A 14,346-nucleotide genomic window follows, 5' to 3' on the forward strand; every position below is an offset into this window, starting at 1 on the left:
GTGCTTCTCGGCGACCTCGCTCGCCGCGCACGAGTCGGCCGTGATCCCGCCCCCGGCGCCGACGAGCGCCCGGTCGCCGCGCAGCTCGACCCCTCGGATCGTCATCGCGAGCTCGGCGTCGCCGCCGCGGTCGATCCACCCGAAGCACCCGGAGTACAGCCCGCGCGGCCCCGCCTCGAGCCCGGCGAGGATCTCCACGGCGCGCCGCTTCGGCGCCCCCGTCATGGACCCGCCCGGGAAGCACGCCTCGATCGCGGTGAAGGTGTCTTCGCCCCGGCGCAGATCCCCGGTCACCGTGCTCACCAACTGGTGCACGTGGGGGTGCGCCTCCACGTGCAGGAAGCCCTCGACGGCCACCGAGCCGGGTTCGCACACGCGGCTGAGGTCGTTGCGCATGAGGTCCACGATCATGAGGTTCTCGGCGCGCTCCTTCGGATCGGCGGCGAGCTGCTCGGAGAGCTCCCGGTCCGCCTCGGGAGTCTCGCCCCGGCGCCTCGTGCCCTTGACCGGCCGGGTCGCGATCCGCCTCCCGCGCACCGAGAGGAAGCGCTCGGGGCTCGCGCTCACGAGCGCGCGATCCCCCGCGACGATCACGCCGCCCCGCGTCGCGGCTCCGCTCGCCCGCAGCCTCAGGTAGAGCTCGAGCGGGTCGAAGCGCCCGCGCACCTCGGCCGTGTCGGTGAGGCACAGCACGTACGCCTCGCCATCGCGGATGGCTTCGCGGCAGGCCTCGACCTCGGCGGCGTACGCCTCGTCGGTGCGGCGCCAGACGATCGGGGCCGGGTCGAGGCCCCGATCCGGTCCGGCGCCGGCAGCCGGGTGCCGCCGATCGAGGATCCCGCTCAGCCGCCCGACCGCCCCGGCCTCGCCGAGCAGCTCCCCGCCCCCGCTGCCGTGGTCGACGGCGAGCACCGCGTCGAGCCGCAGCGCGAACCCGGGCGCGGCCGTGTCGGGTGCGGGATCGAGCCCGAGCAGCGCCGCCCCGAACTCGTAGCCCAGCGCGACCGCCCATCCGCCGCGCAGGCCGCCGGCGCCCGGCGCCCGCTCGCCGCCGACGCCCTCGCGCAGGCCCGCCAGGAACCCGCGCTCGCGCCCGCGCTCCGCGGTCCGCACCTCGCTCGCGACCCCGAGGCGGCTCACGCGCGGCTCCCCGGGCGCGGCGGCCTCCCCGTCGAACCAGCACCAGGGCAGGCCGCTCGCTGCGAGCGCGCGGGCGGCGGCCGCGGCGTCGGCCCGCCGGGCAGGTCTCCCAGTCACCCGACCACTGTACCGGCCGTCGGTCGCCGTCGGGGGCTGGAGACGCCGGGAGATGCCCGCGGTAGGGTGGGCGCGTGACTGCAGGACCGCCCCGGCTGCTCGCGGCCGACTCGTTCCGCGTGCGGGCGAACCCCCGCACGGGCGTCGCCGAGGCGCGGGGGCCGGACCTGCACCTCGATCGCTTCACCCGGACCGCGCTCGCGGCGTGGCCGGGCGAGGACGGGAGCGCCCTCGAGCGGATCCGGGCGTTCCTCGACGAGGCCGTCGCCCGCATCGCGGAATACGGCGAGGGGTTCCCCCGCCTCGAACTCCGGGGGCCCGACGATCCCGGCGGCGATCCCGAGCTCTCGTGCGCGCTGCGCCCGCTGCCCGAGCTGCGCGACACGATCGAGCTGCGCACCGCCCCCGGGGTGCGCCTCGACCGCCCTGAGCGCAAGGGGCCGAGCATCGCGCGGCTCTCCGAGCTGAATCGCCGGCTCGGCGCCGAGGCGCTGCTGCTCGACGGCGACGGCCGGGTGATCGAGGGCGCCACGACGAGCATCGTCTGGTGGCGGGACGGCACCGACGACTCGGGCCGCTGCGTCGCCCCTCCGTCTTCCGGGACCCGCAATCGCGTCGAATCGGTGACCGAGGCGCTGCTGCGGGAGGCCGCGTCGCTCTCCGAGGGGCGCCCCGCTCCCGAGGAGCTCGCGCGATGCGAGACCTGGGCGGTGAACGCGCTGCACGGCATCCGGCTGGTGACGGGCATCGACGGCGCTCCGCCCCCCGCCCCCCGGGCGGACAGGCTGCGACGGTTCCGCGAGGCGCTCGACCGGCGCTGGCGTCCGCTCGAAAAGTGATATCATTTTTATATCACCGAGCGAAAGGCAGCGACATGAGCGATGCTCACGACCCCACGACCCCGCAGGTCGAACCCGTCAACACCGAGCCGGTCGGGCACGACGGCGTGCGCGTCGACATCTCCGAGCGCCCGGCCTGGCACCGGGGCAGCGCCGCAGGCATCGCCGCGTTCCTGCTGGGGGTGCTCGCGATCCCTGGCGGCGTCCTCCTCGTCATCCGGGGCGCCATGGTGCTCGACGGGGGCAGCGCCGCGGGTGGCCTGATCGTCGTCCTGGGCGTCCTGGCCGTCGTCGCGGCGCTGCTCGTGTTCACCATGTTCACCATCGTCGCGCCCGGTCAAACCTCAGTGCGGCAGTTCTTCGGCCGGTACGTCGGCACGGTGCGCAGCAACGGCATCAGCTTCGTCGCCCCCTTCACGACGGGGCGCAAGGTCTCGGTGCGCGTGCACAACTTCGAGACCAACGAGCTCAAGGTGAACGACTCCGACGGCAACCCCGTCCACATCGCCGCCATCGTCGTGTGGCAGGTCGCCGACACCGCGAAGGCCGTGTTCGCGGTCGAGGACTACCGGGAGTTCATCGAGACGCAGGCCGAGGCCGCCCTGCGCCACGTCGCCACCACCCACCCCTACGACGAGCCCGCGCCGGGCGAGCAGTCGCTGCGCGGCAGCACCGACGTCGTGTCCGCCCAGCTCGCCGAGGAGGTCGCAGCGCGCGTGGCCATCGCCGGCCTCGAGGTGCTCGAGGTGCGCATCTCCTCCCTGGCCTACGCCCCCGAGATCGCGCAGGCCATGCTGCAGCGGCAGCAGGCGAGCGCGATCATCGCGGCTCGGGAGAAGATCGTCGAGGGCGCGGTGACCATGGTGGATCAGGCCCTCAGCCGCCTCGAGCACGAGGACATCGTTACGCTCGACGACGAGCGCCGCGCTCAGATGGTGTCGAACCTGCTGCTCGTGCTGACGAGCGACCAGCGGGCGACGCCCGTGATCAACGCGGGATCGCTCTACGGCTGACATGTCCGAGGAGGATCGCGCCGGCCCGTCCCGCGGGAGCAGGAAGCAACTGCTGCTGCGGCTCGACCCCGCCGTGCACACGGCGGTCGCAAAGTGGGCCGCCGACGACCTGCGCTCCGTGAACGCGCAGATCGAGGTGCTGCTGAGGCGCGCCCTGATCGACGCCGGCCGCGATCCTCGCGCGAACCCGATGCCGCGACGGGGACGCCCCCGGAAGGACTCGGCGGACTAGAGCTCGAGCCGGGCCGCCTCGATCCCCGCCGGCAGCCCGGTGTGCGTGATGACGATCACGGCCCGGTCGGCGGGCACCGCGCCGACGAGGTCTGCCAGCAGGCGATCGGCGAGCTCCCGGTCGACCCCGGCCGTCGGCTCGTCGAGCACCACGACCGGGAAGTCGGCGAGGAGCGCGCGCGCGAGGGCGATGCGCTGCGCCTGACCGCCGGAGACGAGCGCGCCGCGTTCGCCGACGCGGGCGTCGAGCCCGCCGCGCTCCCGCGCCCAGTCGCCGAGTCCCACCCGGTCCAGCGCGGCCATGAGCTCCGCATCGCTCCCGGCGCCCCGGTCGGCGCTGTCGCGCGCGAACTTGAGGTTCTGCCGCAGATCGGCGTCGAAGAGGTGCGGCGTCTGCTCGCAGAGGCCCACGGTGCGGCGCACGGCCGCGGCCGGGAGCTCGCGCGCCTCGACGCCGCGCAGCCGGTAGCTGCCCCGGTAATCGAGGAGGCGCACGAGCGCGAGCGCGAGGGAGCTCTTGCCCGCACCGCTATCCCCCGTCACCGCGAGCGTCTGCCCGGCGCGCAACTCGAAGCCCACGCCGTCGACCGCGTCGCGGGACGCCCCCGGGTGGCGCACCGCGAGATCGCGCACCTCGATGAGCGGCGCTGCGGGATCCGCCTCCTCCCGCGGCCCGTCGGCGCCGGGATCGTCCACCGGGATCTCCGGCGGCAGCTCCGTCTCCGTGAGCTCGGCGACGCGCCCCGCGCTCGCCTCCACCGCGCGCCGGGCGACGAGCGCCGCGGGCACCTGGGCGAACACCTCGAACACGGCGGCGGGCACCACGACCACGGCGGCGAAGAGCGGGGCCGAGAGCCCGCCCTGGCCGGGCTCCGGCAGCAGCAGCACGAGCGCGAGCAGCGAGGCGAGACCCGCCCCGAGGGCGAGCAGCGCCCCCGTGAGCCCGGCGGCTCGGGTGCGGCGCAGCTGCACCTCGGAGAGCCGGGCCTCCGCGGCGGCGATCCGCTCGCGCTGCCGCGGAAGCGCCCCGTAGGCCGCGAGCACCTCTGCGGCCGCGAATCGCTCGAGCAGGGTGTCCGAGAGCGCGGCGCGGGCGGCGCTGAGCTCGCGGTCGGAGGCGCCGGCCATGCGGCGGGCGAGCGGGATCGCGATCCCGCCGCTCGCGAGCAGCGCGCCCGCGAGCACCGCGCCCGCGAGCGGCGAGACGACGCCCACGAGGACCACGCTGAGCCCGACGACCACCCCGCTCACGAGCAGCGGCTGCCGCACCCGCAGCGGCTCATCCTGCAGCTGGTCGACGTCGTCCACGAACGCCGCGAGCACGTCGCCGCGTCGGTGCGACTCGATCGCGCCCGGCACCCGCGGCACGAGCGCCTCGAACGTGCGAGCCCGCAGCACGGCGAGCTGGGCCAGCGCGGCGTCGTGGCTGAGCAGGCGGTCGGTGTAGCGGAACGCGGCGCGACCGATCGCGAGCGCGCGCACACCCACGATCGCGAAGGTGAGGTGCAGGATCGGCGGCTGCTCGGCGGCCCGCACGATGAGCCACATGCTGAGGCCGAGCAGCCCGACCACGCAGAGGTCGGCGAGCGCCCCGAGCGTCAGCCCGGGCGCCCGGCGCCGGCGCGACGGCACCGCCCGCGCGAGCACCGCCCGGCGGCGCTCCCGTTCCACCGCCCCGCTCCCGCTCATGCTCGGCTCCCCACGACGCGCGGCGCGATCCGCACCACCCGGTCCGCGGCCGCGAGCACGGCCGGGCGGTGGCTCGCGACGAGCACCGCGCGGCCGGCCTCGGCCTCGCGGCGCAGCGCCGCGCAGACCACCGCCTCGTTGGCGGCGTCGAGCGCCGAGCTGGGCTCGTCGAGCAGCAGCACGCGCGCGTCCCTGCTCCACGCGCGGTAGAGGCAGCGGGCGACCGCGACGCGCTGCGCCTGTCCGCCGGAGAGGCCCGCTCCCGAGGCGCCGAGGGCGCGCCCGGGATCGACATCGCGCAGCCCCGCGGCCTGCAGCGCGCGGCGCACGAGCGCCGGATCCGGCTCCCCCTCGCCGAGCGCGACGTTCTCGGCGATGCTGCCCTGCAGCAGGCCGGGCCGCTGGCCGCACCAGGCGATCCCGCCGCCGACCTCGATCGCGCCCGTCTCCGGCCGCACGAAGCCCAGCGCCGCGGCGATCAGCGTCGACTTCCCGGAGCCGGAGGGCCCCGCGAGCGCGATGAACTCGCCGCGATCGACCGCGAACGACACGGGCCCCGCGACGGGCCGGCCGCCGCGCGCGACCGTCACCGCGTCGAGCCGCAGCCCGGCCACCCCCTCCCGGTCCGCGGGGGGCGCGGCAGCACCCGAGGAGCCCGACGGGCCGTCGATGATCTCGAACACGCGGCTCGAGGCCGCGAGGCCCTCGACGGAGGCGTGGAAGGCCGCGCCCACCTGCCGGATCGGGACGAACACCTCGGGCAGCAGCAGCAGCACGAACAGTCCGAGGCCGAGCGGGAACTCACCGTTCACCAGCCGCGTCCCCACGGTCACCGCGACGAGCGCGATCGAGAACGTGCCCGCCAGGTCGAGCACGAAACCCGAGAGGAACGTGACGCGCAGCACCCGCACGGTCCGGGTGCGGTACTCCTCGGTCTCGCGGGCGATGCGCGCGGACTGCCGTCCCTCGCGTCCGAAGATCTTGAGGGTGGCGAGGCCCGACACTGCGTCGAGGAACGACGCGGAGAGGTGCTCCAGCTGCGTCCACTGCCGGTCCTGCACGGCCTGCGTGGCGAGGCCGATGAGCAGCATGAAGACCGGGATCACGGGGAAGACGATGAGCACGGTGACGCCGCTGACCGGATCGGCGAGCAGCACCGCGGCGACGAGCAGCGGGGTCGCGACGGCGGTGAGGATCAGCTGCGGCAGATAGCCCGAGAAGTACCCGTCGAGCGCGTCGAGTCCGCGGCCGAGCACGGTGGTGAGTTCGGCGTCGGAGCGGCGGTCGTCCGCCGACGCGCCGTCGGGCTGCGGCGAGCGCGCGTCCAGCGCGTCGAGAGCCGCGGCCCGCAGCTGCGCCTTGACCCGCACGGACCCGCGCGCTGCCACCGTCTCCATCCCCCAGGACGCCGCGGAGCGCACGCAGACGGCGACGAGCGCGAGCCCGATGAGGCCGGGGAGCTCTCCCGGGCCGGAGGCGCCCTCGGGGATGCGGCCGGCCGCGCCACCCGCCCCGCCGAGCACCGGCAGCACGGCGATCGTCAGCGCCTGCGCCAGGCACCAGCACCACACGAGGATGGCGAGCGTGCGCACGAGGCCGAGCGCGGCGCCGACCAGCAGCACGCCGCGTGCGGCTCGTGCGTGGCGCAGCAGCCGCGGGTCGAGGGGCTTCATCGAGATCCAGTCCGGGAGTCGGCGCTCAGTGAGCGGCGGCCGGGATCGCCTCGCGGGTGAGGCGCTTGCGGAACACCCAGTAGGTCCAGGCCTGGTAGGCGAGCACGAGCGGCATCGTGAAGCCGGCGACCCAGGTCATCAGCTCGAGCGTCTTCTGCGAGCTCGCGGCGCCCGAGATCGACATCGAGTAGGCGGGATCGATGCTCGAGTGCATGACGTTGGGGAACATCGACATGAACACCGCGAGCAGCGCGAAGACGATCGCCGCCGCGTTGGCGGTGAAGGCCCAGCCCTCGCGGCCGAGCAGGTTGGCGACCCAGCCGCCGATCAGCGCCGCCGCCGCGAGCGCCGAGCAGAGCGCGATCACCCAGAACGTGTCGCTGTCGCGATGCTGCACGAGTGTCCACGCGAGGAACGCCGCTCCGGCGAGGATCGCGCCGATCCCGACGCGGGTGGCCAGACGTCGGGCCCGATCCCGCATGTCGCCCGCGGTCTTCAGCGACACGAACACGAGACCGTGCGTGAAGGTGATGAGCAGCAGCGTGAGCCCGCCGAGCAGGCTGTAGGGGTTGAGCAGGGTCAGCAGGGTGCCCTCGTAGATCCAGCCGCCGTTCTCGAGGGGCGCGATGGGCACGCCCTGGGCGAGATTGGCGAACGCGACGCCCCACAGCAGGGGCGGGATCACGGAGCCCCAGAAGATAAACCGGTCGAACCAGCCCGTCCACTGCGCACCCTTGCCCTGATGCCGGTACTCGAAGGAGACCCCGCGCAGGATCAGCGCGACGAGGATGACGAGCAGGGCGAGGTAGAAGCCCGAGAACATCGTCGCGTACCACTCCGGGAAGGCCGCGAACAGCGCTGCGCCCGCGACGATGAGCCAGGTCTCGTTGAGATCCCACACCGGCCCGATGGTGTTGATGATGAGGCGGCGGTCGGTGTCGTCGCGGCCGAGGAACGGCAGCGACATGCCGACGCCGAAGTCGAAGCCGTCGAGCACGAAGTACCCGATGAGCAGCACGCCGACGATGAAGAACCAGAGCGTGGTGAGTTCCATGATGCGCGTTTTCCCTCGTTCGTCGTTCAGTACACCGTCGCGAGCCGCTGCGGGTCGGGTTCGCCGCTGTCGTCCTGCTCGATATCCGGCGGGCCCTCCTTGGCCGCCTTCGTGATCAGCTTGAACTCGACCACCGCGAGGGCGCCGTAGACCAGCGTGAACACGATCAGCGACGTGAGCACCGCCCAGCCGGGCACGCCGGGAGACACACCCTGCTCGGTGGTCATGACCCCGAATACGATCCACGGCTGCCGCCCCATCTCGGTGAAGAGCCAGCCGACGAGCGACGCGAGCATGGGGATCGGCGCGGTCCAGATGGCGACCTTCCACACCCACTTCGGCAGGTCGATGCTCTTGCGCGTGATCCAGAGCCCGACTGCGGAGACGAGCGCCGCGAAGGCGCCGAGGCCGATCATCCAGCGGAACGCCCAGTAGGTGACCCAGATGATGGGGGCGAACTGCCCGTTGCTCGGGCAGGTCAGCAGGGAGCCGGCGCCGCAGTAGAGGGCTTCGTACTGCGTCTGCAGGTCGCGGATCCCCTCGACGCTGCCGTCGAAGGTGCCGTTCGAGAGGTAGGACAGCAGGTAGGGGATGCGGATCGAGAAGATCTCCTGCGTGCCGTCCGGCGTGCCCCAGCTGAAGATCGAGAACGACGCGTCGGCGCCGCTCGCGGTGTTGTAGAGCGCCTCGGCGGCGGCCATCTTCATGGGCTGCGTCTGCGTCATGACCCGGGCGAGCAGGTCACCGGAGAGGGCTGCGCCCGCGAACGCGACGATGTTCGTCCACGCGCCGAAGCGCAGTGCGGTGCGCATCTCGTCGACGTACTGCCCCCGCTGCAGGTGCCACGCGGCAACCGCCACGATCACGACGCCGGCGAACATGGCCGCCGCGAAGACCGTGTGCGGGAACTGGGTCACCGCGACGGGGTTCGTGAGCACCGCGCCGATGTCCTGGAGCTCGGCCCTACCGCGCTCCTCGTTGATCGTGAAGCCCACCGGGTTCTGCATGAAGGCGTTGGCGGCGAGGATGAAGTAGGCCGAGGCCACGGTGCCGATCCAGACCATCCAGATGGTGAGCAGGTGCACCTTCTTCGGCAGCTTGTCCCAGCCGAAGATCCAGAGCCCGATGAAGGTCGCCTCGAAGAAGAAGGCGATGAGGCCCTCCATCGCGAGCGGCGCCCCGAAGATGTCGCCGACGAAGCGGGAGTAGTTCGACCAGTTCATGCCGAACTGGAACTCCTGCACGATGCCGGTCACCACGCCCATGGCGAAGTTGATGAGGAAGATCCGGCCGAAGAGCCGGGTGAGGCGCAGGTACTTGTCCTTGCCCGTGCGCACCCACGCGGTCTGCAGGATGGCCACGAGCAGGGCCATGCCGACCGTGAGCGGCACGAAGATGAAGTGGTACAGCGTCGTCAGCCCGAACTGCCAGCGCGCCAGGATCAGCGGATCGAGGAACTCGTCCATGTATCGCTCCAGAACGAAGGGCGCGGCACCCCGCCAAGGGTGCACTCCCTTAGTGAGGTCCGCCACGAGATGTCATTCTCGCCGGAGCTGCCGGTCGGCGACCGGCCAACTCTGATTTTATCCTCTCTGTGAATCGCCTGCGAATGCGGTTTGACGTCGAACTACTTTTCGCTCGGGCTCGAGACACTTCTCGCCCGGCGCCGCGCCGAGCGAAGCGCTCGCCCTAGACTGGCTGGGTGATATCGAACACCCAGCCCGATCCCCGGCCCCGCCTCGCGGCGCGTCTGGAGGGCTGGGTGCACGGGCGCCGCGCCCGCCGCGCCGTGTCGCACGGCAAGACGCCGTCGGTGATCCCGTACCTGAGCTACGGCAGCACCGAGTGGGTGCGCGTGCTCGGCCGAGTGCTGTATCTGAAACGCGAGAGCCGCGAGCACACCCGATTCCGCCCCGACGTCGCGGAGGTCTCCCGCGTGCGCGGCTGGCGCACCTTCACCAGCGTCTCGGTGCCGCATCAGCCGGTGCGGGTGCTCATCGACGGCGAGCCCGTGACCGAGGTCGTGACCGACCGCGGCGGCGTGATCGACTCGATCGTGCCGGTCTCGCTCTCCCCCGGCTGGCACACGCTCACGCTGCAGGCCGGCGACAGCGAGGCGGCCGACGCCCCCATCGACGTCGTGAAGCCGAACGCGCAGTTCGGCATCATCTCCGACATCGACGACACGATCCTCATCACCGCGCTCCCGCGGCCGTTCGTCGCCGCCTGGAACAGCTTCGTGCTCGACGAGCACGCGCGCTCCGCCACCCCCGGCATGGCCGTGATGCTCGACCACCTGGTCGCCCGGCATCCGGGCTCCCCCATCGTCTACCTCTCGACCGGCGCCTGGAACGCGGCGCCGGCGCTGAGCCGCTTCCTCGCCCGCAACCTGTATCCCATGGGCGCGCTGCTGCTCACCGACTGGGGGCCCACGCACGATCGCTGGTTCCGCAGCGGCAGGGAGCACAAGCGCCGGGAGCTCAAGCGGCTCGCGGAGGAGTTCCCGGGGATCAAGTGGATACTCATCGGCGACGACGGGCAGCGCGACGAAGCGCTGTACCACGAGTTCGCCACCGCGCACCCCGACAACGTGGCCGCGGTCATGATCCGGCAGCTCTCCGTGGGCGAGGCCGTGCTCGCCGGCGGCCGCTCGAAGGCGCACCTGCACCGCAGCACGAGCGGGGTGCCCTGGCTGTACGGTCCGGACGGAGCGACGCTGCGCGAGGAGCTGCGCAAGCTGGACCTGCTGTGATCTGGCGCCGGCTCGCCCGCTGGAGCCGCGCGCCCCGTCGGCTCACCGGCCGGGTCAGGGCAGAGGAGCGGGCTCCGCTCATCCAGGTGTCGAAGACCCTCGCGGCCGTGGTCATCGCGTGGTTCACCTGCCTGCTCGTCTTTCCCGGGCAGCTCCCGATCTTCGGGGCGATCGCCGCGCTCCTCGTGGTGCAGGACAACGTCGACCAGTCGCTCAGCAGGGGCCTGGAGCGCGTGGTCGGCGTGCTGCTCGGCGTGGCGGTGGCGCTCGTCACCGGCGAGCTCCTCGGGCAGCACTCGTGGCTGTTCATCGCCGCACTGGTGGCGGGGCTCGCCCTCGGCTGGCTGCTGCGCATGACGCCGAGCGCCGCCAACCAGATCGTGGTGAGCGCCCTGCTGATGATCGCCCTCGGCGGCCTCGACCTGTACTACGGCGTCGAGCGGCTGGTCGAGACGCTCATCGGCGCGCTCATCGGAGTCGCCGTCAACGCTCTGGTGGTCGCGCCGGTGCGCACCCTGCCCGTGCACGAGGCGCTCGTGTCGCTCACCGCGGACGCCGCCTCGGCGCTGCGCCGGATCGCCGACGCCCTGGATCGGCCTCGCGACGACGACTGGCTCGAGCAGATGCACGAGGACGCCCGAGCGCTGCAGACCGGGCGCACCCGGGTGCACGAACTCCTGCGCGAGGCCCGCGAGAGCCTGCGCCTCAACCCCCGGAGCCGCCGCTACCGGCAGGGGCTCGCCGACGATGACGCGCTGTTCCAGCGGCTCCAGCCGATCGTCACGCAGATCGGCGGGATGTCGCGGGCGGTGTACGACCTCTACGAGCCCGATCTCATCACGGATCCCTCGGTGGTGGGCATGGTCGAGGAGATCCGCAGGGCCGCGCACGATCTCGAGCTGTTCGCGCGCGAGCCCTCGGCGGAGCAGGAGGGCGCCGCCGAGCCCCCGGCGCTCACGACCCCCTACACGATCCCGCGGCCGCACCCGGAGCACTGGGTGCTCATCGGATCGCTCATGGAGGATCTGCGCCGCGTGCGCGGCCGCATCACCGGCGATCCGGGGTGAGGCTCGGGCGGTCCTACTTCTCCAGAGCCGCCTGCACGTCGAGCGTGATCGCCACGTCGGAGCCGAGCAGCAGGCCGCCCTTCTCGAGCGGGGCGTTCCAGGTGAGCCCGAAGTCCTCGCGCTTGACGACGGCGGTGGCGGTGAAGCCGGCCTTGTAATTGCCGTAGCCGTCCTCGCCGAAGCCGCCGAACTCGAAGTCGAAGGTGACCGGCTTGGTGACGCCGCGCATCGTGAGCTCGCCGTCGACCTTGAACTCCCCGTTCTCCTCGCGCACCCCCGTCGAGACGAAGGTGAGCTGCGGGTGCTCTTCCGCGGCGAAGAAGTCGCCGGTGCGCAGGTGGCCGTCGCGGTTCTTCTCGTTGGTGTCGATGGAGGCGACCTCGGCGCTGGCAGTCACGGTCGACTCGAGCGGGTTCTCGGCGGTGACGAAGGTCGCGTCGAACTGCTCGAACTTGCCCTTGACCTTGCTGATGGCGAGGTGGCGCACGGAGAAGCCCACCTCGGAGTGCGTGGGGTCGACCTTCCACGTGCCGACGCGGTAACCGGGGATCTGATCTGCGGTGATTGACATAGAGGTGCCTTTCGTTCGACTGACGTGTCTGGAGAGCACAACCGATACATGCGCGCGCATATTCCCGGCCTCGAGAACTTTGCTCTTCCCGCATCGGCTCCGCCCGGCCAGGCGCCCCTCCCGCCTACCTCGGGCGCCGCTTCGCGCTCTCGCGCGCCCGCATCACCGTCTCGCCCACCGGCGCGACCGGGTCGAAGTCCCCGTAGCGGCGGCGGGCCGCCTCGCCGACGAGGAAGTCGCTCAGCGCGGGGTTCTTGGGCAGCAGGGATCCGTGCAGGTAGCTGCCGATCACGTTGCCGGTGCGCGCCCCCTCGACCCCGTCCTCGGGGTTGTTGCCGGCCCCCTGGATCACGCGTCCGAGCGGCCGCGATCCCGGTCCCAGCGTCGTGTTGCCGCTGTGGTTCTCGTAGCCGATGATCTCGCCGAACTCGTCTGAGTCGAGCACGATGTTGCCGATCATGCGCTCGCCGCCCCCGCGGGTCTCCACGTCGAGCACGCCGATGCCGACCAGTTCGTCACCCGTGTGGGTGATGAAGCGGTGACCGAACAGCTGGTAGAGCCCGCAGACCATGAGCATCGGCGTCCCGTCGCCCGCGAGCGCGCGGATCTCGCCGGCCCGCGCCGACAGGTCCTTCGCCACGCGGCCCTGTCCCGAGTCCTGGCCGCCGCCCCCGATCACGATGTCGACGACCTCGGGCAGCGCGTCGCCCGGGTTCACCTCGGTCACGCGCGGCGCGTAGCCGTGCTCCCGCGCACGGCGGGTGAGCGCGAGCACGTTGCCCCGGTCCCCGTAGATGTTCATGTCGCGGGGGTAGAGCGAGACGATCGCGAGTTCTCGTTGCCCGGTCACCAGATGTCCTCCACCTCGGTCAGCTCGGCGAGCGCCCTCCGCAGCTCCAGCATGGCGGTGTAGGTGCAGTAGATGCGCCGGGGCGCCCCGCCCGTGCGCCCCCGGAACTCGCGCAGCGCACGGCCCAGATCCTCCTCGACGCGCCCCACCGCGACGTCGTCGTGCTCCAGCCGCAGCGCCATGTCCCACGCGCGGGTGCCGCTGACCGTGTCGACGCCCCCCTCCGCGAGCGACGTGAAGTCGACGTCCCAGAGCCAGGACATGTCGCGCCCGTCGGCGTACTGGTCGTTGATCGCGATCATCGCGTCGACCCCGCCCGGGTCGAAGGAGGCGAGCCCCAGGCGGAAGCCGGCCGGGTTCTTCACGAGCACCAGCTCGAGCGGCTGCCCGTCGAGCGTCAGCCGCTCGCCGCGTCCGAAGGCGGGGCGCACCTCGGCGAGGGAGGCCAGGATCGCCGGAGTCGCCGGGCTCGGCACCGCGCCGGCCGGCAGCCCCGCGACCGGCCCCGCCCGCAGGATCATGCGCACCGTGGCGAGCGCCGCGGCCGCGTTGAAGGTGTTGTAGAGGCCCTCGAGCCTCAGGGACGTGCGGTGGTCGTCCCCGTCGAGGCGGAACACCGCCTCGTGGTCGCCCAGCTCGACCAGCGTGACATCCGCCTCCCCCCGGTCCGCGCCTCCCGCGACGAGCGCGCCGGCGTGGAAGTCGTCGTCGCTGGGAAACATCGACAGCAGCTCGTCGGAGAGCCCGAAGCCGCGCACCTCGGGTCCGCCGGCGCGTTCGCGGGTGCGCTCCCCGATCACCGCGACCAGGCGGTCCTCGCGGTTCACGACGAGCCCCTCGGCGGTGGCGTCGGCGATGCGCTGCAGCAGCTTCGCCGTGGTGTCGATCTCGCCGAAGCGGTCGAGCTGATCGCGCAGCACGTTGAGCAGCAGCGTGAAGCGCGGCGGCACGCGGTCGATGAAGTACATGGCGTGCGCCTCGTCGAGCTCGAGCACCGCGATGTCGGCGTCGAGTGCGCCGCCGATCGAGCACTCCTGAACGGCCGCGGCGACGACGCCGCGCGAGAAGTTCGAGCCGGTGCGGTTCGTGAACACGCGCAGCCCCTGGGCCTCGAGCATCTCCACGATCATCTTCGTCGTTGTGGTCTTGCCGTTGGTGCCGCTCACCGCGACGACGCCGTACGGCAGTCGGCCGAGCACCCGGGAGAGGAAACCGGGGTCGAGCTTCTCCACGACGAGGCCCGGAAGCGCCGATCCCCCGCCCCGCAACCGCGCCGCCTGCCGCACCGTCTTGCCGATGGCGGCCGAGAGGAAATCACGCATGGGACAAGCCTAGCGGCGGCGCCGTCCC

Annotated in this window: 12 protein-coding genes and 1 pseudogene; 5 read left to right on the forward strand and 8 right to left on the reverse strand. The window is 72.6% G+C overall.

Translation table 11 applies throughout. The features are described 5' to 3' along the window. Positions 1-6: 6 nt before the first annotated feature. Positions 7-1,257, reverse strand: a pseudogene (locus D1J51_RS18155) (anthranilate synthase component I family protein); the annotation flags it as partial. Between the two features lie 74 nt (positions 1,258-1,331). Between D1J51_RS18155 and D1J51_RS04030 the strand changes: the two are divergent. The 3 genes from D1J51_RS04030 to D1J51_RS04040 are packed head-to-tail and all read left to right on the forward strand — an operon-like array spanning position 1,332 to position 3,341. Beyond that, a complete protein-coding gene (locus tag D1J51_RS04030; RefSeq protein WP_119073907.1) occupies positions 1,332-2,096 on the forward strand; it encodes an aminotransferase class IV in 765 nt (254 codons plus the stop codon). Between the two features lie 35 nt (positions 2,097-2,131). Beyond that, the gene (locus D1J51_RS04035) at positions 2,132-3,109 is read left to right on the forward strand and encodes an SPFH domain-containing protein (RefSeq protein ID WP_119073908.1); all 978 of its coding nucleotides are present in this window, start codon (positions 2,132-2,134) and stop codon (positions 3,107-3,109) included. Position 3,110: 1 nt separating this feature from the next. Continuing rightward, positions 3,111-3,341 (forward strand): type II toxin-antitoxin system antitoxin, encoded by a 231-nt coding sequence (locus tag D1J51_RS04040; RefSeq protein WP_119073909.1) that lies wholly within the window; start codon positions 3,111-3,113, stop codon positions 3,339-3,341. Here the strand turns inward: D1J51_RS04040 and cydC are convergent. Genes cydC through D1J51_RS04060 form a run of 4 tightly spaced genes read right to left on the reverse strand, consistent with a single transcriptional unit; the run spans position 3,338 to position 9,222 of the window. After that, the gene (cydC, locus tag D1J51_RS04045) at positions 3,338-5,029 is read right to left on the reverse strand and encodes a thiol reductant ABC exporter subunit CydC (RefSeq protein ID WP_119073910.1); all 1,692 of its coding nucleotides are present in this window, start codon (positions 5,027-5,029) and stop codon (positions 3,338-3,340) included. The two genes, D1J51_RS04040 and cydC, sit on opposite strands and share 4 nt — an antisense overlap. After that, complete coding sequence (gene cydD, locus D1J51_RS04050) at positions 5,026-6,702, reverse strand: thiol reductant ABC exporter subunit CydD (RefSeq protein WP_119073911.1); 1,677 nt, start codon at positions 6,700-6,702, stop codon at positions 5,026-5,028. The genes cydC and cydD overlap by 4 nt, the downstream gene beginning before the upstream one ends. A 25-nt stretch (positions 6,703-6,727) precedes the next feature. Continuing rightward, positions 6,728-7,756 carry a cytochrome d ubiquinol oxidase subunit II gene (gene cydB / locus D1J51_RS04055; protein ID WP_119073912.1) on the reverse strand — a complete coding sequence of 343 codons (1,029 nt, stop codon included), beginning with the start codon at positions 7,754-7,756 and terminating at the stop codon, positions 6,728-6,730. Positions 7,757-7,782: 26 nt separating this feature from the next. Beyond that, positions 7,783-9,222, reverse strand: coding sequence for a cytochrome ubiquinol oxidase subunit I (locus D1J51_RS04060; RefSeq protein WP_119073913.1), 1,440 nt, complete (start codon positions 9,220-9,222; stop codon positions 7,783-7,785). A 236-nt stretch (positions 9,223-9,458) separates the two neighbouring features. Between D1J51_RS04060 and D1J51_RS04065 the strand changes: the two genes are divergently transcribed. Beyond that, positions 9,459-10,508, forward strand: a complete 1,050-nt coding sequence (locus D1J51_RS04065) for an App1 family protein (protein WP_119073914.1) — start codon at positions 9,459-9,461, stop codon at positions 10,506-10,508. Further along, a complete protein-coding gene (locus tag D1J51_RS04070) occupies positions 10,505-11,575 on the forward strand; it encodes an FUSC family protein (protein ID WP_240422885.1) in 1,071 nt (356 codons plus the stop codon). The genes D1J51_RS04065 and D1J51_RS04070 overlap by 4 nt, the downstream gene beginning before the upstream one ends. Positions 11,576-11,588: 13 nt before the next feature. Here D1J51_RS04070 and D1J51_RS04075 read toward each other — a convergent pair whose 3' ends face one another. From D1J51_RS04075 to D1J51_RS04085, 3 genes are all read right to left on the reverse strand, one after another. Then, positions 11,589-12,146, reverse strand: a complete 558-nt coding sequence (locus tag D1J51_RS04075; protein WP_119073915.1) for a YceI family protein — start codon at positions 12,144-12,146, stop codon at positions 11,589-11,591. Between the two features lie 124 nt (positions 12,147-12,270). Further along, a complete protein-coding gene (locus D1J51_RS04080; protein ID WP_371414074.1) occupies positions 12,271-12,996 on the reverse strand; it encodes a type 1 glutamine amidotransferase in 726 nt (241 codons plus the stop codon). Further along, positions 12,993-14,318: a Mur ligase family protein gene (locus D1J51_RS04085; protein ID WP_119073916.1), complete on the reverse strand. Its 1,326-nt coding sequence runs from the start codon at positions 14,316-14,318 to the stop codon at positions 12,993-12,995. The genes D1J51_RS04080 and D1J51_RS04085 overlap by 4 nt, the downstream gene beginning before the upstream one ends. Positions 14,319-14,346 lie beyond the last annotated feature (28 nt).

The sequence above is a fragment of the Leucobacter sp. wl10 genome (genome assembly GCF_003569785.1).
Classification (GTDB): Bacteria; Actinomycetota; Actinomycetes; order Actinomycetales; family Microbacteriaceae; genus Leucobacter.